The sequence below is a fragment of the Microbacterium sp. NFH-22A-Y genome (assembly GCF_021401375.1).
GTDB lineage: Bacteria > Actinomycetota > Actinomycetes > Actinomycetales > Microbacteriaceae > Microbacterium > Microbacterium hominis.
This window is the reverse complement of sequence record NZ_JACBGF010000002.1, coordinates 579,729-605,060: the sequence shown is the minus strand read 5'-3', so window position 1 is coordinate 605,060 and position 25,332 is coordinate 579,729. Positions and strand designations below refer to the sequence as shown.

28 protein-coding genes are annotated in these 25,332 nt (G+C 70.8%); 6 read left to right on the top strand and 22 right to left on the bottom strand.

The features are described 5' to 3' along the window. Positions 1–9: 9 nt before the first annotated feature. From L0965_RS08700 to L0965_RS08685, 4 genes are all read left to right on the top strand, one after another. Positions 10–1,800 carry a DUF4012 domain-containing protein gene (locus L0965_RS08700; RefSeq protein ID WP_101306879.1) on the top strand — a complete coding sequence of 597 codons (1,791 nt, stop codon included), beginning with the start codon at positions 10–12 and terminating at the stop codon, positions 1,798–1,800. A 68-nt stretch (positions 1,801–1,868) separates the two neighbouring features. Further along, the gene (locus L0965_RS08695; protein WP_198553639.1) at positions 1,869–2,441 is read left to right on the top strand and encodes a cell wall protein; all 573 of its coding nucleotides are present in this window, start codon (positions 1,869–1,871) and stop codon (positions 2,439–2,441) included. A gap of 27 nt (positions 2,442–2,468) precedes the next feature. Then, a complete protein-coding gene (locus L0965_RS08690; protein ID WP_101306880.1) occupies positions 2,469–3,482 on the top strand; it encodes a glycoside hydrolase family 6 protein in 1,014 nt (337 codons plus the stop codon). Between the two features lie 88 nt (positions 3,483–3,570). Further along, positions 3,571–4,716, top strand: coding sequence for a response regulator transcription factor (locus L0965_RS08685; protein ID WP_101306881.1), 1,146 nt, complete (start codon positions 3,571–3,573; stop codon positions 4,714–4,716). Positions 4,717–4,740: 24 nt separating this feature from the next. Here L0965_RS08685 and L0965_RS08680 read toward each other — a convergent pair whose 3' ends face one another. From L0965_RS08680 to L0965_RS08670, 3 genes are all read right to left on the bottom strand, one after another. Further along, positions 4,741–6,276 (bottom strand): glycosyltransferase family 2 protein, encoded by a 1,536-nt coding sequence (locus tag L0965_RS08680; protein WP_060960276.1) that lies wholly within the window; start codon positions 6,274–6,276, stop codon positions 4,741–4,743. 33 nt (positions 6,277–6,309) lie between these two features. Beyond that, complete coding sequence (locus L0965_RS08675) at positions 6,310–7,041, bottom strand: fructose 1,6-bisphosphatase (protein WP_234057975.1); 732 nt, start codon at positions 7,039–7,041, stop codon at positions 6,310–6,312. A gap of 89 nt (positions 7,042–7,130) precedes the next feature. After that, positions 7,131–7,727 (bottom strand): hypothetical protein, encoded by a 597-nt coding sequence (locus L0965_RS08670; RefSeq protein ID WP_232783936.1) that lies wholly within the window; start codon positions 7,725–7,727, stop codon positions 7,131–7,133. A 259-nt stretch (positions 7,728–7,986) separates the two neighbouring features. On the opposite strand from L0965_RS08670, the gene L0965_RS08665 reads away from it, so the two are divergent. After that, positions 7,987–8,505 (top strand): LPXTG cell wall anchor domain-containing protein, encoded by a 519-nt coding sequence (locus L0965_RS08665; RefSeq protein WP_101306883.1) that lies wholly within the window; start codon positions 7,987–7,989, stop codon positions 8,503–8,505. Positions 8,506–8,596: 91 nt separating this feature from the next. Here L0965_RS08665 and L0965_RS08660 read toward each other — a convergent pair whose 3' ends face one another. From L0965_RS08660 to L0965_RS08645, 4 genes are all read right to left on the bottom strand, one after another. Next, a complete protein-coding gene (locus L0965_RS08660; protein ID WP_061781880.1) occupies positions 8,597–9,448 on the bottom strand; it encodes a universal stress protein in 852 nt (283 codons plus the stop codon). A gap of 86 nt (positions 9,449–9,534) precedes the next feature. Next, positions 9,535–10,224 carry an endonuclease/exonuclease/phosphatase family protein gene (locus tag L0965_RS08655; RefSeq protein WP_101306884.1) on the bottom strand — a complete coding sequence of 230 codons (690 nt, stop codon included), beginning with the start codon at positions 10,222–10,224 and terminating at the stop codon, positions 9,535–9,537. 75 nt (positions 10,225–10,299) lie between these two features. Next, a complete protein-coding gene (gene truA / locus L0965_RS08650; protein ID WP_101307277.1) occupies positions 10,300–11,136 on the bottom strand; it encodes a tRNA pseudouridine(38-40) synthase TruA in 837 nt (278 codons plus the stop codon). 36 nt (positions 11,137–11,172) lie between these two features. Continuing rightward, positions 11,173–12,069 carry a carbohydrate kinase gene (locus tag L0965_RS08645; protein WP_101306885.1) on the bottom strand — a complete coding sequence of 299 codons (897 nt, stop codon included), beginning with the start codon at positions 12,067–12,069 and terminating at the stop codon, positions 11,173–11,175. Between the two features lie 175 nt (positions 12,070–12,244). Here L0965_RS08645 and L0965_RS08640 point away from each other — a divergent pair, with 175 nt between their 5' ends. Further along, on the top strand, positions 12,245–14,209 hold the full coding sequence (locus L0965_RS08640; RefSeq protein ID WP_101306886.1) for an acyltransferase family protein: 1,965 nt from the start codon (positions 12,245–12,247) through the stop codon (positions 14,207–14,209). A gap of 47 nt (positions 14,210–14,256) precedes the next feature. Here L0965_RS08640 and L0965_RS08635 read toward each other — a convergent pair whose 3' ends face one another. From L0965_RS08635 to rpsE, 15 genes are all read right to left on the bottom strand, one after another. Beyond that, positions 14,257–15,342, bottom strand: coding sequence for a GNAT family N-acetyltransferase (locus L0965_RS08635; RefSeq protein ID WP_232783937.1), 1,086 nt, complete (start codon positions 15,340–15,342; stop codon positions 14,257–14,259). Between the two features lie 118 nt (positions 15,343–15,460). After that, positions 15,461–16,048: a 50S ribosomal protein L17 gene (gene rplQ, locus L0965_RS08630; protein ID WP_060960268.1), complete on the bottom strand. Its 588-nt coding sequence runs from the start codon at positions 16,046–16,048 to the stop codon at positions 15,461–15,463. Between the two features lie 83 nt (positions 16,049–16,131). After that, a complete protein-coding gene (locus tag L0965_RS08625; RefSeq protein WP_005050489.1) occupies positions 16,132–17,121 on the bottom strand; it encodes a DNA-directed RNA polymerase subunit alpha in 990 nt (329 codons plus the stop codon). Between the two features lie 120 nt (positions 17,122–17,241). After that, complete coding sequence (rpsK, locus tag L0965_RS08620) at positions 17,242–17,640, bottom strand: 30S ribosomal protein S11 (RefSeq protein WP_005050490.1); 399 nt, start codon at positions 17,638–17,640, stop codon at positions 17,242–17,244. A gap of 36 nt (positions 17,641–17,676) precedes the next feature. Beyond that, positions 17,677–18,057 carry a 30S ribosomal protein S13 gene (rpsM, locus tag L0965_RS08615; RefSeq protein WP_060960267.1) on the bottom strand — a complete coding sequence of 127 codons (381 nt, stop codon included), beginning with the start codon at positions 18,055–18,057 and terminating at the stop codon, positions 17,677–17,679. A 314-nt stretch (positions 18,058–18,371) separates the two neighbouring features. Next, on the bottom strand, positions 18,372–18,488 hold the full coding sequence (rpmJ, locus tag L0965_RS08610) for a 50S ribosomal protein L36 (protein ID WP_005050492.1): 117 nt from the start codon (positions 18,486–18,488) through the stop codon (positions 18,372–18,374). A gap of 73 nt (positions 18,489–18,561) precedes the next feature. After that, a complete protein-coding gene (infA, locus tag L0965_RS08605; protein ID WP_005050493.1) occupies positions 18,562–18,783 on the bottom strand; it encodes a translation initiation factor IF-1 in 222 nt (73 codons plus the stop codon). 157 nt (positions 18,784–18,940) lie between these two features. Continuing rightward, positions 18,941–19,627: a thioredoxin domain-containing protein gene (locus tag L0965_RS08600; protein WP_060960266.1), complete on the bottom strand. Its 687-nt coding sequence runs from the start codon at positions 19,625–19,627 to the stop codon at positions 18,941–18,943. 188 nt (positions 19,628–19,815) lie between these two features. After that, entirely contained in the window at positions 19,816–20,802 is a 987-nt protein-coding gene (locus L0965_RS08595) for a hypothetical protein (RefSeq protein ID WP_157831644.1), read from the bottom strand. A 203-nt stretch (positions 20,803–21,005) separates the two neighbouring features. After that, positions 21,006–21,836 carry a type I methionyl aminopeptidase gene (gene map / locus L0965_RS08590; protein WP_060960264.1) on the bottom strand — a complete coding sequence of 277 codons (831 nt, stop codon included), beginning with the start codon at positions 21,834–21,836 and terminating at the stop codon, positions 21,006–21,008. Next, a complete protein-coding gene (locus tag L0965_RS08585; protein WP_101306889.1) occupies positions 21,836–22,432 on the bottom strand; it encodes an adenylate kinase in 597 nt (198 codons plus the stop codon). Before L0965_RS08585 ends, map begins: the two co-directional genes overlap by 1 nt. After that, complete coding sequence (gene secY / locus L0965_RS08580) at positions 22,429–23,766, bottom strand: preprotein translocase subunit SecY (protein ID WP_060960262.1); 1,338 nt, start codon at positions 23,764–23,766, stop codon at positions 22,429–22,431. Before secY ends, L0965_RS08585 begins: the two co-directional genes overlap by 4 nt. 109 nt (positions 23,767–23,875) lie before the next feature. Beyond that, entirely contained in the window at positions 23,876–24,475 is a 600-nt protein-coding gene (gene rplO, locus L0965_RS08575; RefSeq protein ID WP_101306890.1) for a 50S ribosomal protein L15, read from the bottom strand. Beyond that, positions 24,475–24,660: a 50S ribosomal protein L30 gene (gene rpmD, locus L0965_RS08570; protein WP_060960260.1), complete on the bottom strand. Its 186-nt coding sequence runs from the start codon at positions 24,658–24,660 to the stop codon at positions 24,475–24,477. The genes rplO and rpmD overlap by 1 nt, the downstream gene beginning before the upstream one ends. Continuing rightward, on the bottom strand, positions 24,660–25,304 hold the full coding sequence (rpsE, locus tag L0965_RS08565) for a 30S ribosomal protein S5 (RefSeq protein ID WP_223848740.1): 645 nt from the start codon (positions 25,302–25,304) through the stop codon (positions 24,660–24,662). The genes rpmD and rpsE overlap by 1 nt, the downstream gene beginning before the upstream one ends. Between the last annotated feature and the right edge of the window lie 28 nt (positions 25,305–25,332).

Below are 25,332 nucleotides of genomic sequence, written 5' to 3'. Positions count from 1 at the left end.
ATCAGTGGCGTGAGCCCACTCCCCCGTCCGGCGCGCACCGCGGGCCGCGCCTTCGCCTGGATTCTGGCCGGCGCCCTGGTGCTCGGCCTCTTCGCCGCCGTGTGGATCGGTGTGCGCGGCGCGATGGCCTACCAGCACCTCACCCGCATCCAGACCGGAGCCGACGACAGCACGGCGGCCCTCGCGGACGACCCGGCGGCGGCCGCCCCGACCCTCGCGCGGCTTGCGACGGATGCGGCGGCCGCGCACGAGCTCACGTCCGACCCGATCTGGGCCCTCGCCGCGCACACACCGTGGATCGGCCCGCAACTCGCGGCGTTCGGCACGGTCGCGGCCGCCTCCGACGAGCTGCTCCGCGAGAGCCTCCTGCCGCTCGCCACCGCCGCGCAGGGCATATCGGTCGACGCGCTGCGCCCTGTCGGCGGGCGCATCGACACGAGCGTGCTCACCGGTATCGCCGCACCGGCGCAGGATGCCGCGACGAAAGCGACCTCGGCGGCGGAGGCGGTTCAGGAGATCGATCGCACGCCTCTGGTCGGCGTGGTCGGCACGGCCGTCGACCGCGCCGACGACCTGTTCACGCGGGTCGCGACCGCCGTGGACACCGTGTCGCGCACCGCGCAGCTGCTGCCCGACATGCTCGGCCAGAACGGTCCCCGCAACTATCTCGTGCTCGTGCAGAACAACGCCGAGTGGCGCTCACTGGGCGGGATCGCCGGCGCGGCCATCGTGGTGCACACCGAAGGCGGCGCACTGTCCCTGTCGGGCACGCTCTCCTCGCGCGACTATTCGAGAGGCTATGACGAGCCGGTCGCTCCGCTCTCGGAGGAGGTGGTCGGCATCTTCGACACCAAGCCCGCCCGCTACTTCCAGAACCTCACCCAGATCCCCGACTTCTCCGTGGACGGCCCGATCGCGCGCGAGATGTATCGGCTGAAGACGGGCAGCGACGTCGACGGCGTGCTCGCGGTCGACCCGGTCGTCCTGTCGTACCTGCTGAAGACCACCGGCCCCGTCTCGCTGCCCACCGGCGACACCCTGACCGCCGAGAACGCCGTCCCTCTGCTCCTGAACGAGGTGTACCTGCGCTACACGAACCCGGCTGACCAAGACGCCTTCTTCGCCGGCGCCGCCGGCGCGGTCTTCCAGGCGCTCGCGGACGGGCGCGGCTCGGCATCCGGGCTCATCGGAGCCCTCACGCGGGCGGGCGAGGAACACCGCCTCCTCGCCTGGAGCGCCGATGCCGACGAGCAGAAGCTCATCGACGGCACCGTCGTCGCCGGTCAGCTTCCCGTCACCGACGCCCGCACCGCGCGTTTCGGCGTCTACCTCAACGACGGCACCGGCTCCAAGATGAGTTACTACGTCACCCCCGAGGTGTCCCTCGGGTGGGAGTCGTGCCGGCCCGCCGGCCAGATCGCGCACCGCCAGCTCACGCTCCGGGTGGATCTCACGAGCACGGCGCCCGCGGACGCCGCCCAGTCGCTGCCGCGCTACATCACGGGCGGCGGGGCGGCCGGCACACCGCCGGGGGTGACGAAGGTCGTCGGCAACATCTATCTGCCGGAGGGGTTCGATCTCGAGTCGGCGAAGGCGACGAACGGCGCGGGTTTCGCCGGCGGCATGCACGAGGGCCGACGCGTGCTGACCTTCACGATCGACCTCGATCCGGGAGCATCGGCGGGCGTCTCCGTCATCGTCCGCGCGACGACGCCCGTCGCCGAGGCCCAAGCGTTCGTGACCCCGACGGCGGATGCCGGGCGCAGCCCCGTCGTCGTGGCGACGTGCGGGGTCGGTTAGACTCCCTGCAACCGCGACAACCGCCGAGCTCCACCGAGGCCGCACCGCAGATCGCAGGGAGAAGCTCCATGACCCGCTCGCACCGCTCCATCGACCGCCGCCCCGTCGCAGGAGTCGCGGGCGCGAGCCTGCTGGGCGCCCTGCTGGCGCTGTCCCCGGTCGCCGCCCAGGCGTCGACGATCTACCCGCCGGTCGACTCCTGCACGGTCTCCCCGGCGAGCGTCTCCGCCGGCGGCACGCTCTCGTTCTCGTGCCAGTCGGGCACCTTCAGCGCGAACGAGCCCGTGACGATCACCGTCACCGGCGAGAACGGTCGCGACGTCGCGTTCGGCATCGTGCGCTTCGCGATCAGCACGGGCAGCGTCACGCGCACCTCCGACGCCACCGGCGCCCTGCCCGCCGTGGGCATCACCCTCCCTCAGAACGCGAGCGGGGTCTACAACATCGCGGCGATCTCCCGCAGTTCCGCGGGCGGCACGGCGAGCACCTCCATCACGGGGGCGGACGGGCTGCCGAGCACAGGCGGCGACAGCGGCCAGCTGGTCGGCGTCTGGGTGGGCGGCGGCGCGCTCGTCCTCGCGGGCGCCACCGTGCTGATCGCCCTCGCCGCGCGGCGGCGACGCGACCGCGACGATCGCTGACGGACCAGCACCCGCTACAGTTCAGGAGTGTCCTCCTCCCCCCGCAGGCGCATCTCCCGCCGCGCGATCGTCATCACCGCGATCTCAGCGGGAGCCGTCCTCGTGCTCGGCGCGATCGCCGTCGTCGGGGTCTTCATCACCCAGGGGGTGCACGCCGTGCTCGCACAGCCGCCCGCCGTCGGCACGACCGTCATCGCGCCCGAGCAGTCGAAGGCGCGCGTCGCGCTGGACCACATCGACATGGCGGCCGACGCCACCGCCGCCACGCAGTATCTCGCCGCCCAACCGACGGCCTACTGGCTGACGCCCGAGCAGGATCCGATCGGCACGGTCGGCGGGACGGTGCTCAGCCTCATCGCGCAGGGCCGAGACCAGGGCCGTGCGACCGCGATGGTCGTCTACGGGCTGCCCGACCGTGACTGCGGCAACCACTCCGCCGGCGGCCTGTCGCCCGAGGACTACCCGCGCTGGGTGCGCGAGATCGGCAAGGCGCTGAAGACGGCGCCCGACGAACAGAAGATCGTCGTGCTCGAGCCCGACAGCATCGCCCTGACGAGTGAGTGCGGCGACATCCCGACGCGGGCGAAGTACCTCTCCGACGCCGTCGACGCACTGAGCTCGACCGGCACCTGGATCTACATCGACGGCGGCCACAGCGCCTGGCACAGCGCCGACGAGATGGCCGATCTCATCGGGCAGATGGGCATCATCGACCGGGTCCGCGGCGTCGCGACCAACGTGTCGAACTATCAGTCGACCTACGACGAGTTCGCCTACGCCCACGCCCTGTCCGCACGACTCGGCGGCACGCATGCGGTGATCGACACCTCCCGCAACGGCCTCGCGACCGCGGGGGCCACCTGGTGCAACCCTTCCGGGCAGCGGGTCGGCGACCCCGGCGGCACCTTCGGCGACGACGTCGTCGACACCAACCTGTGGATCAAACCCCCGGGCGAGAGCGACGGCACCTGCAACGGTGGCCCGGACGCCGGGCGGTGGTGGCCCCAGGCAGCGGAGGAGCTCACGCGCGACGTCCGCTGAGCGGGCCGCGGTCCGGCGGCGCTTCGCCGTGGCTAGACTGTGGCTCACCACCCTGCTCCACACCCCCCTAATGGAGAACCTCGGGCCCATGACCGATCCCTCGTTGCCGATGAAGACCGCCGTGATCATCGAAGATGATCCCGACATCCGCCACCTCATCGTCGAGGTGCTGGAAGCGGCGGGCTTCTCGACCGTCTCGGTCGGCAACGGCATCGACGGCGTGCGCGCCGTGCTCTCCTACCAGCCGCTCGTCACAACGCTGGACGTCAACATGCCCGGCATCGACGGATTCGAGGCGGCGCGACGCATCCGGGCGCAGAGCGACACCTTCATCATCATGATCACGGGCCTGGAAGAGGAGGCCGACGTCGTCGTGGGGCTCGGGTCGGGGGCCGACGACTACATCGTCAAGCCCTTCCGCCCGCGCGAGCTGCGCGCCCGCATCGACTCCCTGTTGCGCCGACCGCGTGCGACGATGACGAACGCCCCGCAGCAGGCGGCGCCGCGCCAGGAGGTCGCGGGCCCCTCCTTCCCCGGCGCGCGTCCCGGTCAGCGCGTGCCCGACTACGGGATGCCGTCGGCTCCCGCCGCCGGCTACGGCTATCCCGGCCAGGCGGCGCCCGCGGGATGGCCCGGGGTCGCGTCGCCGACCGGCGCTCCCGACGCCCAGCCGGGGCCATGGCCCACCGTCGAGCCGGTCGCCGACCCGCCCTACAGCTTCGACGAGGTCCGCCACACGGGGGCTCCCGCGGCGGCGAGCCAGCCCGCGGCATCCGCGCCGGCGGCGCCGCCCGCGCCGGCGCAGCCGATCGTCGTCCCCTCCACCGTGGGGCCGCAGGTGCCTGGCACCGAGCTCGCCGCGCCGGGCGGCCCCGGCGCGGTCGTCGCGTTCACGGGACCCGGCTGGGTCGCGCACCGCGATCTCGCCGTCAACCCGGAACAGCGCGTCGCGGCGATCAACGGTCAGGAGCTCGTCCTGACGCGGACGGAGTTCGACCTGCTGGCGACCCTGATGGAGTCCAAGCGTCGGGTGCGCAGCAAGGCGGATCTGACTCTCGTGCTGCGCGGCGAGTCGTACGTGACGAGCTACTTCGTCGGCGAAGCCGACAAGCGCGCCATCGAAGCCCACATGACGAACCTCCGCCGCAAGCTCGGCGACAACCCGGCGAACCCGCGTTACATCGAGACCGTCCGCGGCGTCGGCTACCGGCTCACCTCGGAGCACGCCGCCTGATCCGGCCCGGCGCGGCGCCGGTCGTCAGACCTTGAAGCCCTGGTGCCGGCGGAACAGCTTGAACGACATGAGCACGGTCTGGATGACCGTGACGACACCGACGATCGGCCAGCCCACCCACAGGATGGCGGACTGCGCCACCGGGTCGAGCATGTTCCAGATGACCGCGACGGCGATCGCGACGATCGCGAGCATGATGAACGGCACCCAGTGCCCGATGCTGCCGCCGCCGCGTTCCGCACGCGCCTGCATCGCCCAGTTGTCGACCTTCTTGCGCGAGAGGAACCGCGTCCACGAGCGCAGGAAGTGGCTGATGCGGATCCACATGAACACCTCGGCCGGGACGATGAGCCCGGCGAACATGAGGTCTCGCGAATCGCATGCCTCCATCGTGCGCGCGACGCGCAGGTTCAGCATGGTCGCGATCACGGGCGGGATGAGCCACCACGGCGAGAAGACGAAGGCGTTGATCGACAGCGAGGCGATCAGCAGGGTCAGGAAGGCGACGCGCACGAACAGGTTGGTGAGCATCGAGAAGTTCTCGAACCACCGCAGGCGCAGGTTCGGGTGGAACGGCTGCCCCTTCGTGTCGCCGCGCTGACCGGGCCACATGAGCTCGATCGCGCCGTACGTCCACTTCACCTGCTGGGCGTCGTAGCCCTTCAGCGTCGTCATGCCGCCGACATCCGCGCGGGCGAACGGGCTGATCTTGGTGAGGTAGCCGGCGCTCTTGATCTGCAGCGACAGGAGCGAGTCCTCGACCTCGCTGTCCTTGACCCAGGGCGAGTTCTGGTGGTTCGCCTTCATCACGTCGCGAAGCGCCGTCGTCGAGAAGATCGAGAACTGCCCGCCCAGCACGGCCATGTTGCGCCCGCGCAGGAGGTTCTGGAGGTTGAAGGCGGCGAACTGCGTGCGCTGGCCGGCGATCAGAAACTTGGCGACCAGCCCCTGGATGGGCTTGTCGTCGATCGAGTAGATCGCCGAGATACCGCCGATACGCGAGTCCGAGACCGCCTCGCTCTCGAGGAACTCGACCGCGCGACGGTCCGCGATCGTGTCGCCGTCGACACCGAGGAGGTAGTCGTAGCCCTCGACGAGCGCATAGCCGTAGTTGAGCGCCCCGACCTTCTTGTCGGGGTTCTTGCCGATATCGTGCACGAACACCTCGGTGAACTGCTCTCCGAGCTCGGTCGAGATCTCGTGCGGTCCGCTGAACTCCGACGCGATCTTGACGGTGGCGTCGGAGGTGTTGTTGACGACGACGTGGATGACGTCGGGAACGCGACTCTGTCCGAGGAGGGAACGGATCACGTCCGCGATCGACTCCTCCTCGTTGTACGCGGGCACGACGCACCCGATCGTCGAGCGGTGGACCGTCGTGTGCTCGAGGACCGAGGCGAAGTCGTCGAGGTCGGGGATCGCGAGATCGGCCGGATGCGCCGACGCGTCCGGCGCCGGGAACGCGAACGGGTTCGCCGGGGGCGCCGGCGGCGTGGCGAACGGCGCAGCGGTGAACTGCGGTTCGGCTGCCTGCCGTCCGGTGTCAAAGGGCGTGCTCACGATAGATACCTCGTGTCTGCTGTGCTGAACAGACTATTGAGTGGAAGCGGTCGGAGAGAAGATGGCGACCGGCAGAACCTGATAGACGGTCTGCTGCGCGAAGCTCGAGTCGGTGTTGGCGGTGCCTTCCACCCACACCTGGAGCGCGAACTGCAGCGTGATCCCGTAGGTGTCCGCGGGAAGCTGATGGATCGTGGTGGTGGGCACGAGCAGCCCACCCTGGTAGCTGTTGAGCAGCAGACCGCGGTCGGAGCGCAGCGTGTCGGTCGGCACGAGCGTGCGCGGGTCGGCCGAGAACTGGAACGGCGACATCATCTGCTGCTGTCCGATCGTGGACTGCGACACCTGCGAGGTGATGCTGATCATCGACAGGTAGACCCGGCGCTTCTGCGTGAGGACGGCCTTCTCGTCGACGCGGTGGTCGTACACGTTGACGGCGAACCCGAAGGTCTTGTCGTTGTCGGGCGCCCACTCCTGCGTGCGCTTGGGGTCGGCCGCCCACACGTCGAGGCGCACCTCGAGGCCGTCGGCGACGTCGGTGGACAGCGACACCGACCCGTCGTAGGTGAAGGCGGAGTCGAACGGCATCGAGACCGCGGCCGACGCCGACGGGCGCGGTTCGGGCGTGGCGACGACGTTCTGCTGGAAACCGTTGAAGGCGCTCGCGATCTGAGTGCAACCGGTCAGCGAGGTCAGCACGACGAGTCCGGCCGCGACGGTGCCGACGGCGCGGAGCCGGGCGGGGCGGAGGGGGGCGGGAGGCATGATCGACACGTTATCTTCTGGGCGCTCCCCCGCCCGCGGAACTGGGGAAACCTCGACGCGGTCTTTACCCGATCTTGAGGAAGGGGCGGTCAGCCGCCGGTCTGGGCCGCGATGGCGATCGTGAGCGTGTCGCTGGCGGTCTGCTTGGCGAACTCCGTCGACGTGGGCGTGGTCTGCACGAGGAAGTCGTAGTCGAACTGGATCGTCACGTAGGTCGCCTCGACGGGGACCGCGCCGACGTTGAAAGTGTTCGAGTAGCTGTAGGGCGAGAGCACGAGATAGCCGGGCGACACGGTCGACTGGTCGACCTGCGCGTCCAGCGGCGCGAAGGTCTCCGTCGCGTTCGCGGGGATCGCCGTCATCGACGCACGCTGGAGGTAGACCTTCTGCCCGTCGTTCGGGGTGATCGTCGTGACCATCGAGAGGCTGATCGGCTTCACGGCCGTGGCGGTCCAGCGGTCCATGCGCAGCGTCGACCAGTAGTTCACGGTGGCCGAGACCGCCCCCGCGGTCAGGGTGCGCTGCGTCGAACCTCCGGACAGGTCGTTCGAGACGGGCGGCGCGACGGGCGCGGCCGAGGTCGCCGGCGGGGCGGCGGGTGTGGTTCCCGTGGCCCACGGCGCGGGTCCGCAGCCCGACATCGGCAGCGCGACCGCGACGATCCCGAGAGCGGCGAGGCGGAGCATGCGATGACGCGCCGACACTGCTGTGCGGGCGGCGCCCCTCCCGGCTCGTCCCATCCGTCAGGTCCCCTTCACGTCGCGAAACATTTACATATCGGAAACCGCGAGAGTTTGCAATCCGACAGACCCCTAGGCAATACTCGGGAGAGCATCAGCTACACCATACCGCTTCATTCTCATCCCCCCCATCTGCAACAAGACCGGATATACGGAACGAGCGGATCATCAGGTACCCCCAGACCGGATTCGAAAGCAGGCTCTCATGAAGCATCGATTCACCAAGGCGGTGGCCTCGGCCGCCGTCGCCGCAGCGCTCGTCTTCGCGGCGCCCGCCATGGCTCAGGCCTACACGCCGGGCGGCACCGTCGACGTCGTCTCGGACGCACCCTTCACGGTGTCGGGAGACACCTACACGTTCTCGGGATTCGAGGCGGGCGCCACCGTCACGTTCACCCTGACCGGCGAGAACGCGGCCGCGGGCTCCCTCGCGATCGCCAAGTTCGCCGTGTCGTCGACCTCCACGACGAAGACGGCCAGCTCGTCGGGCGTCGCGACGGTCACCGTCACGCTCCCCGCCGAGTCGACCGGCAGCTACACCCTGTCGGCCACGGGCACCCTCGCCGCCTCGAGCGCGGGCGGGAGCGGCACGCTGCCGTCCACCGGTGGCGACAGCGAGTCGCTGCTCGGCATCTGGGTCGGTGGCGGGGCACTCGTCCTCGCCGGCGCGACGATCGCCGTGGCCGCCACGGTCCGCCGCGGCCGCCAGGAGACCAGCGCCTGACACGCACCACGCAACGAGAGAGCCTCCCCGGTCACGGCCGGGGAGGCTCTCTCGTTGTCGGGACGCCCGTGGCGCGGCATCCGCAGCGCGCTCAGCGCACGACGGCGGTGACGCTCGTGAGCCGCGACAGCACCTCCTGGCTGATCGAGCCGAGCAGGAAGCGCGCGAGCGCACCGCGCCCGTGCGTGCCCACGACGGCGAGGCGCGCGGTCATCGCGCGCGATCCGATGACCCGCGAGGGATACCCGCGCTCGACCACCCGCTCCACGACGAGGTCGGGGAAGTCGACGGCGAGACCGGCGAGGGCGACCGCCTGCATCTCCTCGGTCGCGGCCTGCATGTTGGCGAGGTACATCTCGGGGTACACCGCGAGTCCGTTGCGCGGGGCCTCCAGCGGCGTCCACACACTCACCGCCGTCAGCGACTCGCCCAGCCGGTCGGCCTCGCGGGCCGCGAAGCGCAGCGCGTGCTCCGAGACGGGCGAGCCGTCGATGCCGACCACGACGCCCGAGCGCCCCACCAGCTCCACGTCGGGGACGACGACGACCGGGCACGCAGCACCGGCGGCGATGCGGATGCCGTGGGCTCCCCGCGCCGGACCCGCGCCCGGCCCGCGGTAATCGCTGCCGATCACGAGAAGCGCCGCCTCCGCGCTGGCGTCGATCAGCCGCGAGACGGGGTCGCCGGCCTCCGCGCGGCAGACCACCGGGATCCCGGCATCCCGCACCGGCTCGGCGAGGCGCTCCAGCAACGTCTCCGTCGCCGCGACGGCCTGCTCGAGCACCGCCGCTTCACCGACGGTGCCGAGCACGCCGCCGACCACCGAGAGGAGCTCGATCCGCTGACTTCCCGGAGGCGCCGCCTGCGCCCGCTGCACTGCCCAGCGCACCGCGCGAACGGCGACGGGCGCACCCGTCACGGCTACAACGATCGAGTCGACCATGATCTCATCCCTCCGTCGGGATCGGCGTAGCAGAACCCTACGCCGGACGGCACGAGACCCGCGCGGGCGCGCGCCGTGACTAACCCTCAGGACGACGCGGTCGGCAACGCGGTCGGCTCGGCCGTGATGAGGATCGGCAGGTGGTCGCTGCGCCCCTGCGGCAGCGTCGTGATCGTGTCGATGTGGAAGCCGACGCTCGTCGCGAAGTCGTAGTGTCCGCGGAAGAACTTGTACCGCGTGTAGGTGCGCGCATCGCTCAGGGTCAGCTCGTATCCCGACTCGCGGACGTGCTGGCCCAGGTTCTCCTTGAACACGGGGTAGTTGTAGTCGCCGACCATGAGGATCGGCAGGTCGGGCCCCAGGCCCGTGAGCTCCTCGAGCGCCGCCTGGATCTGCTTGCGCCGCAGCGAGTTCAGCGCGGTCAGGGGTGCGGCGTGGAAGCTCGCGACGATCAGCTCGCGACCGAGATCGATGTCGTGCAGGCGCACCGCCAGCATCCGCTCCTCCGCAGGCTTGAGCACGCGGTCGTGGAGCGACTTCTTCAGCGCGAGCGAGCGCACCTCCCGGGCGGCGAAGCTGTTGCGGCGGTAGTAGAGGGCCAACCCCAGACGGTTGCGCGCCGTCGCCTCGGCGAGGTGGAGATCGCCGATCTCCACCGGAAGGTCGCCCGAGACCGCTTCCTGCAGGCACAGGATGTCGGCGCCCGTCGTCTCCACGAGCGCGTCGAGCTCGCCGATCGCCTTGTGCTTGTTGAGGTTGTACGAGATGACCTTCATCCCCCGCCTTCCGTCGCCATCAGCCTAGGCGCGCCTCTTAAGAATCCGCTCCGTCTTGACAACGCGCGCAGGCCGTCAGTCGGCGTCGAGGCGGCGGTGGGCGCGCGTCTGCTCGGCACGGGCCGCGAGCTGATCGTCGGCGGGGTAGCCCACCTCCGTCAGGGTGAGGCCGCGGGCCGCCAGCGCCTTCACCTCGCTCGTGCGCACGCCCTCGTCGCGGATCGCGGCGACGTCGGCGACCTCCAGGCGTCCCTCGCCGACGGCGGCGCACGCGCCGACGAGAGCGCGCACCATGCTGTGGCAGAAGGCGTCGGCCCGCACCCGCGCGATCAGGATGCCGCGGTCATCGCGGTGCCATCCGAAGTCGAGCAGCGTGCGGATCGTCGTGGCGCCCTCGCGCCACTTGCAGTAGGCCGCGAAGTCGTGGAGGCCGATGAGGGAGCGGGCCGCGGCATCCATGGCCGCCACGTCGAGAGCGGCCTTGACGGTCGTCGTCCGCACCCTCTCCAGGGGGTCGTACCCGGATTCCCGGTCGGCGATGCGGTACTCGTAGCGACGCCACACGGCGGAGAAGCGCGCGTCGAAGCCGTCGGCAGCGTGCGCGGTGCGCCGCAGCGCGACGTCGGGGTACGGCCCCAGCACGCCGTTCACGCGGGCGGCGAGCGCCTCGGCCGTCGCCGCCCGGCTCTTCGCGAGGCGCTCCTGCTGGGCCGGCGTGAGGTCCAGATGCGCCACCTGCCCGGAGGCGTGGACGCCGGCATCCGTCCGCCCCGCGACGACCAGTTGGGGGTCGCCGCCGAGCACGCGCGCGATCGCGGCCTCGAGGGTGCCCTGCACGGTGCGCAGGCCCGGCTGACGCGCCCAGCCGCGGAAGGCCGTGCCGTCATAGGCGAGGTCGAGGCGCAGCCGTATGGGGGCCGTGTCGTCGTCGGTCACCGATCGATCCGCTCAGCCGAGAACCGCGTCGACCTCGGCGCGGACGGGCGGATTGGCTCCGGCACGCGAGACCGTGATGCCGGCGGTGACGGCGGCGCGACGCAGCGCCGCCCGGAACACGGCGGCGTCCTCGAACAGGGCGGGGTCGTCGAGGGCGCTCGAGACGAGGCTCGCCATGTAGGCGTCCCCCGCGCCGATCGTGTCGGCGACCGTGACCGGGAGCGCGTCGACCGCGGCGACGCCGCCGGGCCCGAGTCCGATGGCGCCGGATCCCCCGCGGGTCATGACGACGATGCGCGGGCCGTGCGCCGCGATCTGGTGCAGGACGGCCTCGGCGTCCAGGCCCGGGTAGAGCCATTCGGCGTCTTCGTCGCTGAGCTTGACGAGGTCCGCGGATGCCGCGGCCTGCGCGAACCGCGCGCGTGCCACCTCGTGACCGCCCACGAGGGCGGGACGGATGTTCGGGTCGAGCGTCACGAGCGCCGTCCCGTTGTCGGCGGCGCGGCGCAGCACCTCCAGCACGGCGCTTCCCCCGGGCTCCAGGAACAGCGCGATCGAGCCCGTGTGCACGATGCGGACGTCGTCGGCGGCGAGCGCCGGCACGGCCCAGTCGATGGCGAACTCGTACTCCGCGGAACCGTCGGCGCGCAACCGGGCGCGCGCCGTGGAGGTCGCGGCATCCGTCCACGACGCCTCGTCGACGACCGCTCCCGATGCGGTGATCTGGGCGGCGATCCGCTCGCCGCGCGCATCCCGTCCGAGACGGGTGAGCAGGCGCACGCGGTGCCCCTGACGGGCCACGCCCACCGCGACGTTGGCGGGGCTGCCGCCCACCAGCTCACGGTCGCCGTCCGTCGTCTCCACGATGTCGATCAGGGCCTCGCCGATCACCAGCACATCCGCTTCCATGCCCCCAGTCTGGCAGGACGTCCGCGACCCGCGCGTCACCGGACGGCCGTGCCTCCGCGACGCGTGCCTGGCGTGTCGCCGCGCGCCGGAACGTACACTGGAGAACCTGCGCGAGCCCGCCCCGTCCGGCCCCGCCGCGCCCGCGCTCTCCCCTCCGGAAACAGCCCTCCCCGCCATGACCACACCTTCCGCCCCGCGCTACGCGGGCCTCGACGGCCTGCGTGCCCTCGCCGTGCTGCTCGTGGTCGTCTACCACCTGTTCCCCGCCGGGATGCTGCGCAGCGGGTTCATCGGCGTCGACGTGTTCTTCGTGATCTCCGGCTTCCTGATCACCTCGCTGCTGCTGCGCGAACGGGGATCCACCGGCCGTATCGCGCTGCGCGCTTTCTGGACGCGGCGCGCGCGGCGCCTGCTGCCGGCGCTGGCCGTCGTGGTGGCCACGAGCGCCAGCATCGCGGGCCTCGTCGGCGGCGACGTGCTGCTCGGACTGGGCCGCCAGGTGATCGGCGCGGTCACGTTCTCGTACAACTGGACGTCGATCTCCGCCGGCGCCTCCTACTTCGGCGCCACACAGCCGGAGCTGCTGCGCAACCTCTGGTCGCTGGCGGTCGAGGAGCAGTTCTACGTGCTGTGGCCGCTGCTGCTGCCGCTGTTCCTGCTGCTGCCGCGCCGGTGGATGCGGACGGCTGTCGCCGCGCTGCTGGCTGCGGCCTCCGTCGCCTGGGCCGCGCAGGCCGTCGGCGCCGGCCCGGGGCTCGCGGGCCTGACCCGCGCCTACTACGGCACCGACACCCACGCCTTCGGGCTGCTCATCGGCGTCGCCCTCGCGTTCGCCCTGGCGGGGCGCACGGCCTGGAGCGCCGCGGCTCGCCCGTCGATCGGCGGCGTCGGCCCCGCGTGGACCGCCGTGGTGGGCGCGGTCAGCGTCGGGGGGATCGTGGTCATCGGCATGATCGCCGACGGCGCGACGGCCTACCCGATCGTGCCGTTGGCGGCGAGCGCCCTGACGGCGGTCGCGATCGCCGCAGCCACGCTCTCCGGCTCGTGGTTCGGTCCCGCGCTCGACGTCGCGCCGCTGCGGTGGATCGGCGAGCGCTCCTACGGCATCTATCTGTGGCATTGGCCGGTCGTCGTGCTCCTCACCGTCGCGGTGACGGGCACGTTCGTCGAGGAGACCGTGCCCGTCCCCGTGGGGGTCGCGGCCGCCGTGACGACCCTCGTGCTGTCGGCGGCCTCGTACCGGCTGCTCGAACAGCCGATCCGCCGGCTCGGCTTCCGCGGCGCCGCGTCCGCGTTCGGCCGTCGGCTGCGCTCGACGCCCGCGCGGCGCTTCGGCGCCGTCGCGTCGCTCGGCGTGACCGCGCTGGTGGTCGCGGGCACCGCCGCGGCCGTGGCCGCCGTGCCCGCCGTCAGCTCGGGCCAAGCCGTCGTCGAAGCCGGGCAGCGCGCGCTGGATGCGGCATCCGCGTCGCCGACCCCTCCGCCGTCGCCGCCGCCGTCCGGCGATCCCGGCGCGACCACGCCCCGCCCCACGCCGACGGTGGGCCCCGACGGCGAGCCCTTGCCCCCGCCCCCGGTGTCGGTGCCCGGCGATCGCGTCACGGCGGTCGGTGACTCGGTCATGCTGGCGTCCGCCGGCGGACTGCTCGAGGAGCTTCCCGGCATCCAGATCGACGCCGAGGTGTCGCGATCGATGTGGGTCGGCAGCGAGATCGTCGACCGGCTCGCCGCGCAGGGCGCGCTGCGCGACTACGTCGTCGTCGGCCTCGGCACCAACGGGCCCGTCGACGGCGAGGCGCTCCAGGACATCTACGACAAGGTCGGACGGGACCGCACGCTCGTGCTCGTCAACGCCTTCGCCCCGCGCGACTGGATCGACGGCGTCAACCGCGACCTCGCGGCGTTCGCGGCCACCCACCCGGGGGTGATCGTCGCCGACTGGTCACAGGCCATCGCGCCGCGCACCGATCTGCTGGCGGGCGACGACATCCACCCGGGCGAGGCGGGCGGGCGCGTCTACGCCGACACCGTCACGACCGCGGTGGATGCCGTGGCCAACCAGCGCGCGCAGGTGCGCTACCAGGTGCAGCTGATCCGCTGGGCCACCACGCGCGCGCTCGCCCCCACCGCGACGCCCTGACCGACGCCCGCGCCGCGGCGGACGGCCCGGACCAGCTGCGGGTCGGGTCAGACGTGGGCGACGAGCGCGACCGCGCGCTCGTCCGCGACGAAACCGAGCCCCTCGTAGAGGGTGTTGGCCCCGGTCGGGCTCGCCGTGTCGACGTCGAGGACGGCCTTCTCCAGGCCGGCGGCGGCGATGGCGCGGAGCGCGTCTGCGACGACGACCGGCGCGAGCCCCTGCCGGCGATGGGCGCGGACGACGCCGATCAGGTCGATGTACGCGTGCGAGGCGCCGAGCATCTCCCAGTCGTCCTCGTTGACCGACGCGAGGCAGAAGGCGGCGATGGCCCCCGCGTCGTCGACGACGAGGCGCGAGAGGTCGGGGCGGAAGAACTCGCCGCCGACGAACTTCGCCCACGACTCCGGCGGGCTCGGCAGGCTTCCCCAGTGGTCGCGGAACGCATCGTTGCGGGCGCGACGCGCGTCGTCGTCGCGGTCGTGGGTGTAGGCCACGACGCGCAGTCCGCGGGCCGCGGCATCCGCCGACAGCACCACGTCGGGAAGCGGACGGGCCAGGTCGCGCAGCATCGTGGCGAACCACCGCTCGGCGGCGAAGCCGCGTGCCTCCGCGAGCCGCCGCTGGCCCAGGTTGCTCTCCTCCGCGTAGACCTTGACATCGGCGGTCCACTCCCCCGCTTCCACCGGCGCGAGCGACGGGGCGACCTCGGCGAGCTGCTCGAGCGCGCGGGCGTACTGCCACGCGAACACGGCCGTCCCGATGCCTCGGCGCCACCGTTCGGGCAGCACGGCGCCGGACAGCGACACGGTCAAGGCCCCATCGCGCGCCGGATGCAGGAACGCGCTGCCGTAGGCGATCACCGTGCCCGCGGCATCCACCGCCAGCACCGTGTCGCGGGTGTGGTCGATGTGCGGCAGGTCGAAGGTGTCCGCGACCTCCTGGCGGGGCGTCGTCCACGTCGGGTGGTCGATGCGCTCGGCCGCGACCATGACGGCGTGAAGCGCGTCGATGTCGTCCGCCGTGGCGGTCCGCCAGGCGGCGACCTCGGGATGCCGCGGCGGCAGCGGACCGGCGTCGACACCGGCCTCGCGCTGCAACCGGTGGATGCGCTCGATCAGGGACGTCTCGCTCACCACACCACCGTAGCGGGGCGCAGGACGGTTCGCGGGCCGGCGCTGCGCCGCGCTCCCGCCCCACGCAGCGAGGCCCGCACCCCCGTTCCGGGGTGCGGGCCTCGCGACAGCGTTCGCCTTACTTGGTGGCGTCCTCGGCGGCGGCCTCCGCGGCCGCGCCCTCCTCGGGCGACTCGGCGCCGGCGGCGGCGGCGTCGTCCGTGGCGACCTCGTCAGCAGCGTCCTGAGCCTCGTCGGCCTCGGCGACGGCCTCGGTCGCGGCCTCCTCGGCGGCGTCCTCGTCCTTCGCCGGGGCGGCGACGGGAGCCGCGGCGGCCGACTTCTTGGCCGACTTCGGCTTCGGGTTGACGGGCTCGAGCACGAGCTCGATCACGGCCATGGGGGCGTTGTCGCCCTTGCGGTTGCCGATCTTCGTGATGCGGGTGTAGCCGCCCTCGCGCTCGGCGACGAGCGGAGCGATCTCGGCGAACAGCACGTGCACCGCATCCTTGTTGCCGATGACCGACAGCACGCGACGGCGAGCGTGCAGGTCGCCGCGCTTGGCGAAGGTGACGAGACGCTCGGCGAGCGGACGCAGGCGCTTGGCCTTGGTCTCGGTCGTCGTGATCGACTTGTGCGTGAACAGGGCGGCGGCCAGGTTGGCCAGCAGCAGACGCTCGTGGGCGGGGCCGCCTCCGAGGCGGGGACCCTTGGTGGGCTTGGGCATATCAGTTACTCCAGAGGAAAAGTGTCAGCGAACCGGTCGGGGCCGGAGCGCGCAGAAGGTCTTGCCGGTGCGAGCGCGGAGGCTCAGAGGGCCTCGTCGTCGTAGCCGCCGTAGAAGTGCGCGCCGTCGAACCCGGGGACCGAGTCCTTCAGCGACAGGCCGAGCGAGACGAGCTTGTCGCGCACCTCGTCGACCGACTTCTGACCGAAGTTGCGGATGTTCATCAGCTGCGTCTCGGAGAGGGCGACCAGCTCGGACACCGTGTTGATGCCCTCGCGCTTGAGGCAGTTGTACGAACGCACCGACAGATCGAGGTCCTCGATCGGCATCGACAGCTCGTTGGTGAGCACCTCGGCGACCGGCGCGGGGCCGATCTCGATGCCCTCGGCCTCGACGTTCAGCTCGCGGGCGAGACCGAACAGCTCGGTGAGCGTGCGACCGGCCGACGCGACGGCGTCGCGCGGCGAGATCGACGGCTTGGCCTCGACGTCCAGGACGAGCTTGTCGAAGTCGGTGCGCTCACCGGCACGCGTGGCGTCGACGCGGTACGACACCTTCAGCACGGGCGAGTAGATCGAGTCGATCGGGATCTGACCGGCCTCGGCGTACTCGTTGCGGTTCTGCGTGGCCGACACGTAGCCGCGGCCGCGCTCGATCGTGAGCTCGAGCTCGAACTTCGCCGAGTCGTTGAGCGTCGCGATGACCAGCTCGGGGTTGTGCACCTCGACACCCGCCGGAGCGGAGATGTCGGCGGCGGTGACCTCGCCGGCGCCGGTCTTGCGCAGGTACGCCGTGATCGGCTCGTCGCGCTCGGACGAGACGACGAGCTGCTTGATGTTGAGGATGATCTCGGTGACATCCTCCTTCACACCCGGGATGGTGCTGAACTCGTGCAGCACGCCGTCGATGCGGATGCTGGTGACAGCCGCACCGGGGATCGAGGACAGCAGGCTGCGGCGCAGCGCGTTGCCGATCGTGTAGCCGAAGCCGGGCTCCAGCGGCTCGATGACGAAGCGGCTGCGGAACTCGCCGATCTTCTCCTCGGTCAGAGTGGGACGCTGTGCAATGAGCACTATGTGTTCCTTTCCGTCACGTGCCCGCTATATGACACGTGCGATTGCAAGAGGTGTTGAGTTTTCAAAGACGACGGATGCCGGGTGCCGCCCGCGATGCGGGGGCACCCGGCCCGGAAGTCAGACGCGGCGACGCTTCGGCGGACGGCAGCCGTTGTGCGCCTGCGGGGTGACGTCGGAGATCGACCCCACCTCGAGGCCGGCGGCCTGCAGCGAGCGGATCGCGGTCTCGCGGCCCGAACCCGGGCCCTTCACGAAGACGTCCACCTTCTTGACGCCGTGCTCGGCGGCCTGGCGGGCGGCCGACTCGGCAGCCATGCCGGCGGCGTACGGGGTCGACTTGCGCGAGCCCTTGAAGCCCACCCCACCCGAGGACGCCCAGCTGATGACGGCGCCCGAGGGGTCGGTGATCGAGACGATCGTGTTGTTGAACGTCGACTTGATGTGGGCCTGGCCCAGCGCGATGTTCTTCTTTTCCTTGCGGCGCGGCTTGCGCGCAGCGGTCTTGGCCTGTGCCATGTGTCTGTTCTCCTAAACCTGTACCGGGGGCCGCGCTTACTTGCGGCCGGCCTTCTTCTTGCCGGCGACGGTGCGCTTCGGGCCCTTGCGGGTACGCGCGTTGGTCTTGGTGCGCTGACCGCGCACCGGAAGGCCGCGGCGGTGGCGCAGACCCTCGTACGAGCCGATCTCGACCTTGCGGCGGATGTCGGCGGCGACCTCGCGGCGCAGGTCACCCTCCACCTTGTAGTTGCCTTCGATGTAGTCGCGCAGGGCGACCAGCTGGTCGTCGGTGAGGTCCTTGACGCGGATCGACTCGTCGATCTCGGTGGCCTTGAGGATCTCGACCGAACGCGTACGGCCGATGCCGTAGATGTAGGTGAGGGCGATCACCACGCGCTTGTCGCGCGGGATGTCGACGCCGGCAAGACGTGCCATGCGGGTTCTCCTAGGAGTAGTGGAGGTGTGGAACAGGATCGGTGCCCGGGCCTCCGCCCGAGGTGTCCCCTCCGAAGAGGTTCTGACCCTGCAATGTGCTGACCGTTGCCGGTCGGTGTGCGAGCGTCGCGCCGCCCCCGACCATCCGGTCGTTGAGCGAGCGCAGCGAGTCGAAACGCGCCGTTCTCCGACCATCCGGTCGTTGAGCGAGCGCAGCGAGTCGAAACGCGCCGTTCGCGGTATGGAGTTGTGTCTTCGTACTGAGGTGTCGACTCGGCCCTGCGGGCCTCGCTCACCCTTGAGTCGCGACCGACTCAGCCCTGGCGCTGCTTGTGACGCGGGTTCGACTTGCAGATGACCATGACGCGACCGTGGCGACGGATGACCTTGCAGTGGTCGCAGATGGGCTTGACGGAGGGGTTGACCTTCATGATGTTTCCTGTTCGCTGTCTTCGAGTCGCGCGGATGCCGCAGCATCCGCCCGCTCGTTACTTCTCGACCGGTCTAGCGGTAGCGATAGACGATGCGACCGCGCGTGAGGTCGTAGGGCGAGAGCTCCACGACGACGCGGTCTTCGGGGATGATGCGGATGTAGTTCTGCCGCATCTTGCCGGAGATCGTGGCGAGAACCTTGTGTCCGTTCGTGAGCTCAACGCGGAACATCGCGTTGGGCAGCGCCTCGGACACGACGCCCTCGATTTCGATGACACCGTCTTTCTTAGCCATAGCCTCGCTGACGCTTGAGCAGACCGGTCGGTCTGCGGTGAGTGGGATGTGGTGCGGCGACACGCCAATGAAGGCGCAAGGCACCAAAGATTCAGTGTACGTGATAGGGGGCCGGACGGCAAACTGCCGTCCGGCCCCCTCCCCGTCATCGCGGCGCTTACTGGAACAGCGTCGCGAACTGGCCCTTGGCGGGGATGGTCTGGTTGGCGATGACGGTGCCGTTGACGGCCAGCGTCGGCGTGCCGATGCCGCTGGAGCCGGGCTGCACGGGCGTCTTCTCGGTCATGGCCGCCACGAACTTCGTGTACGTGCCGTCGGAGACGCAGGAGTCGATGCCCGTCACCCCGACGCTGGAGGCGACATCGAGGATCTGCTGGTCGGTGAGACCCGTGGAGTTCTCCTCCGGCTGCGCCTTGAAGAGGGCCTGCATGAAGGTCACGGCCTTGTCGGGGTCGGCCTCGGCGACGCAGTACATCGCGTTCGCGGCTCGGGTGGAGTACTTCGTCCCCTGCGAGTAGCGGTCGAGGATCGAGATGGGGTGGATGTTGAGCGTGATCGTGCCGTTGTTGGCGAGATCGAGGATCTCGTCGCCGTAGGTCTGCTCGAACTGGTTGCAGATGGGGCACATGAAGTCGATGTAGGTGTCGAGCGTCTGCGAGCCCGAGCCGACCACGACGGCGCCGGTCTCCTGGTTGATGCCCGATCCGGAGGGAGCCGTGCCCGGGTCGGTCGCCGCGCGGTTCATCCACACGACCAGTGCGACCACGAGGGCGACGATGACGACCACCGCCACGCTCACCCAGATCGCGAACCAGTTCTTCCTGCCTGCCGCTGCCTGCGCCATAGCCCGATGCCTCTCCTCGCCGCGGCCCACGCCGCCGTCGTTCTATCTTCCCCCACTCCCCCCTATGCGTTCCCCGTGAACTCCGTTATCCTCGCGAGCCGCCATCCCCTGCCCGACCCGGCCACCCGCGGACCGCACACCGCGTGCCGGTTCGCGCGCGGCGTGGCGGTTCGCGGAAGGGCGCGGGGTCAGCGGGGCGGATACACCGAGAACGCCGCCAGACGCCGGCCGAGGGCGGCGGCCGAGGTGGTGTGCGCCTTGCCCCACCGCGCGAACCGCCGGTTCGTCGTCCCCCGGATCCAGTCCTCCCGCATCTTCTCGTCGAGAACCGCCTGGGCGATGTCGACGCCGTCGCCGCGCAGCCGCGGATCGAGGTACTTGCCCTCTCCGTCGTACTCTCCCCAGGCTGCGGCATCGTCGAGCCCGAAGTCCGCGTAATACGTGCCGCCCCTCGGAGCGGGGATCGGTACCTGCAGCCGCGGCGCGGCGAATCCGAGCTCCCGCAGATACAGACGACTGACACTCTCCCCGGGCGACGCCGCGCGGCCGTCCGCGAGGTCGAGCATCCGCCGCGCCCGGCGCACGCCGCGGCCGCCCCGCGGCACGCGCGACGCGATGCGCGCCCGAAGGGATGCCGCGGCATCCTCGTCGTAGCGCCCCGTCGCCGGATCGTGGGCTTCGATCCGCAGGGCCGCATCGGCGAGGGCGAGTCCGGACTCCTCGGACACGCCGCGCAGCGTGTCCGCCACGGTGCGGGGCAGCGATGTGCAGCGCAGTGCGTCGCGTTCGACGATGTCGTCGTCGGGCACGGCGACCTCATGCCGCGCTACGAGCGGATTCGACGCCCGCACGTGCCCGCTCGCCGACCGACCGCTGAGGTGGACGCGCTCGGGCTCGAGCCGGAAGAGCGGCAGTCCCCACAGGACGGAGGCCGCCGTGTGCGAGTACACGAGGGACGAGCCGCCGCGCCGGCGCTCCTCGGCCGCGACGACGCGCATCAGCTGACGGCCTTCCGCGTAGGCGCTCCGCCAGTGCGCGGCATCCGCGTACCACCCCTGGTCGACGCGGATCAGCGTGCCCGCCCGTACCCGGGAGGTGATGTCCCGCGTGGTCAGTCCCGCCGCCTCCAGATCCGCGCGCGATCGGAGCGCGGTTCGAGCGTGTTCCGTGAGCATGCCGCCCACCCTGCCGCGCGCCGCCTCTCCCCCGACGCACGCACCCCCACCCCGTGCACAATCCCCCTTCTCCTCCCGCCTGTGGAGGACACCCCGCCCCTCCGCCGAGCCGCTACTGGGCGGCCGAGCCGACGCGGTTCGTGCGGTCCGGCGCGTGGCGGCTCGACCGCGGCGTAGCGGCTCGCGGGTGCGGGTGGGGGGAGTTAGGGGATGGGGGTGGGGGTCACGTTGAAGGGGGCGAGGGATGCGGCGCCGCCGTCGGCGGCGGTCAGCACCCAGATGCCGCCCTCGTGCACGGCGACGCTGTGCTCCCAGTGACAGCCGTCGCTGCCGTCGACGGTTGTGACGGTCCAGTCGTCGTCCTCGACGTACGTCTGGTCCGAGCCGCCCGTGACCATGGGCTCGATCGCGAGGCACAGGCCCGGCCGCACGGCGGGACCGAGGTCGTCGACCCGGTAGTTGAAGACGGTCGGGCCCTCGTGCATCCGGCGCCCGATGCCGTGACCGACGTAGTCGCGCAGGATGCCGTAGCCCTCGCCGGAGCGCTCGATGTAGCCCTGCACGGCGTCGCCGATCTCGCCGACCCGCGCCGCCGACGCGAGCGCCGCGACGCCCGCCCAGAGCGAGCCCTCCGTGACCGCCGACAGGCGCTCGCGCGCGGCCCGCACACCCGGGTCGCCCCCGGGCACCACGACCGTGATCGCCGAGTCGCCGTTCCAGCCCTTGAACTGCGCGCCGGCGTCGATCGAGACGATGTCACCCGGCTCCAGCACGCGCCCGCCGGGGATGCCGTGGACGACCTGGTCGTTGACGGAGATGCAGGTCGTGTGCCGGTACCCGCGCACCAGCTGGAAGTTCGACTCGGCGCCGCGGGCGACGATGACATCGGATGCCGCGGCATCCAGCTCTGCCGTCGTCACACCGGGGGCGACCAGCGCACGGACCGCGTCGAGCGCGGCCGCGGTGATGAGTCCCGGCTCGACCATCGAGCGCAGCTGCGCAGGGGTCTTGTACAGGGAGCGGCGCAGCCCCATCAGAGCGCGGCGGCCGTGATGCCGCGCGCCGTCAGCGCGGCGGTGATGCGTGCGTAGACCTCGTCCAACGTGCCGACGCCGTCGATCTGGTCGACGATGCCGCGCTGGCGGTACACGTCGAGGATCGGGGCCGTCTCGGACTCGTAGATCGCGAGGCGCTTGGCGATCGACTCCTCGTTGTCGTCCGCGCGGCCCTGCTCGGTCGCGCGCAGGGACAGACGCTGGATCGACTCCTCGCGCGGCACGACCAGCTCGATGACCGCGGTCAGCGGCTCGTCGCGCGCGTCGAGGAACGCGTCGAGGTCGCCGACCTGACCGAGGTTGCGCGGGTAGCCGTCGAGCAGGAAGCCCGCCGCGGCATCCGGCTGCGCCAGCCGGTCGCGGACGATCTCGCCCGTCAGCTCGTCGGGTACCAGATCGCCGGCGTCGATGATGGCCTTGACCTTCAGACCCAGCTCGGTGCCGTCCTTCACGTTGGCGCGGAAGACGTCGCCCGTCGAGACGGCGGGGATGCCGAGGGCCTCGGCCACCCGCACGCCCTGCGTGCCCTTGCCGGAGCCCTGCGGGCCGATGATGAGCAGTCGCGCAGCAGTCATCGCAGCAGCCCTTCGTAGTGGCGCTGCTGCAGCTGCGCGTCGATCTGCTTGACCGTCTCCAGACCCACACCGACGATGATGAGGATCGACGCGCCGCCGAACGGGAAGTTCTGGTTGGCGCTGACGGTGGCAAGCGCCACGAGCGGCAGCAACGCGATGAGACCGAGGTAGATCGAGCCCGGCAGCGTGATGCGCGTCAGGACGTAGTCGAGATACTCCGCCGTGGGGCGACCGGCCCGGATGCCGGGGATGAAGCCGCCGTACTTCTTCATGTTGTCGGCGACCTCGACGGGGTTGAAGGTGATCGCGACGTAGAAGTAGGTGAAGCCGACGATGAGCAGGAAGTACAGCAGCATGTAGAGCGGGTGATCGCCCTTGGTGAGGTACTGCTGGATCCAGGTCACCCAGCCCGGGATGTTGCCGTTCGCGTCGGGCGTCTGGTTGAACTGGGCGATCAGCGCGGGGATGTACAGCAGCGACGAGGCGAAGATGACCGGGACGACGCCCGCCATGTTCACCTTGATCGGGATGTACGTGTTCGTCCCACCGAGCGTGCGCCGGCCGACCATCCGCTTCGCGTACTGCACCGGGATGCGCCGCTGCGACTGCTCGACGAACACCACGAGGGCCACGACGACGATGCCGACCGCGAGCACCAGGAGGAAGACCTCGAAGCCGCGCGAGGTGGCGATGGCCCACATCGCGGCCGGGAACTGCGCCGCGATCGAGGTGAAGATGAGGATCGACATGCCGTTGCCGACGCCGCGCTCGGTGACGAGCTCGGCGAACCACATGATGAGGCCGGTGCCGGCGGTCAGCGTGATGATCATCAGCAGCTGCGCCCACCACACGTCGTTGGTCAGCAGGGCGTTGCACTCCGCGATGCCCGTCGTGCCGAACAGCTGACCGGAGCGGGCCACCGTGACCAGCGTGGTCGACTGCAGCAGCGCGAGCGCGATCGTGAGGTAGCGGGTGTACTGCGTGAGGCGGGCCTGACCGGACTGCCCCTCCTTGTACAGCGCCTCGAAGTGGGGGATGACGACGCGCAGCAGCTGCACGATGATCGTCGCCGTGATGTAGGGCATGACCCCCAGGGCGAAGATCGACAGCTGCAGGAGGGCGCCGCCGGAGAAGAGGTTGACCAGGGAGAGCAGGCCCTCACTGGCCGATCCGGTCTGCTGCAGGCAGGACTGGACGTTCGGGAAGCTCACGAAGGGCGCCGGAATGTGCGCACCGAGGCGGTAGATGGCGATGATCGCGAGAGTGAAGCCGATCTTCCGCCGGAGGTCCGGGGTGCGGAAGACCCGCGCGATGGCGCTGACGGCGCTGAACAAAAGGATTTCCTCCAGTGAGCTGACCGGTGTCTCGAGACGCGTCCGAGGACACCGCTTCCAGAGTACGGCAACAGGGGCCGGAGGCTCGCCTCCGGCCCCTGCCGTGGAATTACTTGACCGAACCGCCCGCGGCGACGATCTTCTGCTCGGCCGAACCCGAGACCTTGTCGACCGCGACGGTGAGCTTGACCGAGATGTCTCCGGTGCCGAGCACCTTGACCTTCTCGTTCTTGCGCACGGCGCCCTTCGCGACCAGGTCGCTCACGGTGACGTCGCCACCGGCCGGGTACAGCTCGGCGAGCTTGTCGAGGTTGACCACCTGGTACTCGACGCGGAACGGGTTCTTGAACCCGCGCAGCTTCGGCGTACGCATGTGCAGCGGCATCTGGCCGCCCTCGAAGCCGATCTTGACCTGGTAGCGGGCCTTGGTGCCCTTGGTGCCACGGCCCGCGGTCTTACCCTTCGAGCCCTCACCACGACCGACACGGGTCTTCGCGGTGTTGGAGCCCGGGACGGGACGCAGGTGGTGCACCTTCAGCACGCCGGGACGCGACGCCTCGGCATCCGCCTTCTTGGCGGGAGCCTTCTTCGCGGCCGGCTTGGCCGCAGCCTTGGCGGGAGCCTTCTCGGCGGTCTTCTTGGCAGCCGGCTTGGCGGCGGCCTTCTTCTCGACGACCTCTTCGGTCGCCTTCTCAGCCTTGTCGGCCATCAGTCGATCTCCTCAACCTTGACGAGGTGGGCGACGGTCTTGACGTAACCGCGCGTCTGCGCGTCGTCGGGACGGACGACCGAGTCGCCGATCCGCTTCAGGCCGAGCGAACGCAGCGTGTCACGCTGGTTCTGCTTCTCGCTCACCTTGGACTTGATCTGGGTCACCTTGAGACGCGCGGCCATCAGGCACCTCCCTTTGCAGCGGCCGCGGCGTCAGCCTCGGCACGGATCAGACGGGCGGGAGCCACCTGGTCGAAGTCGAGACCACGACGGGCGGCGACCGCGCGGGGCTCCTCGAGCTGCTTCAGCGCCTCGACGGTCGCGTGCACGATGTTGATCGTGTTCGACGAGCCGAGGGACTTGGAGAGCACGTCGTGGATGCCGGCGCACTCGAGCACGGCGCGAACCGGACCACCGGCGATGACACCGGTACCGGCGGCAGCCGGACGCAGGAGCACGACACCGGCAGCGGCCTCGCCCTGCACCGGGTGCGGGATCGACGAGCCGGTGCGGGGCACGCGGAAGAAGTTGCGCTTGGCCTCTTCGACACCCTTGGAGATGGCGAGGGGGACCTCACGCGCCTTGCCGTAGCCGACGCCGACGAGACCGTTGCCGTCACCCACGACGACGAGCGCCGTGAAGCTGAAGCGACGACCGCCCTTGACGACCTTCGACACGCGGTTGATCGTCACGACGCGCTCGAGGAACTGGCTCTTCTCGGCGTCGCGCGAACCGCGGTCGCGGTTGGGGTTGCGCTCGCGTCCGCCGCGGCGGGGCTCGCGGGCCTCGCGCTCGACGGGAGCGGTGGCCGCAGCCTGCTCGGTCACTTCGTTCTCCACATTCTGAGTAGTTGCA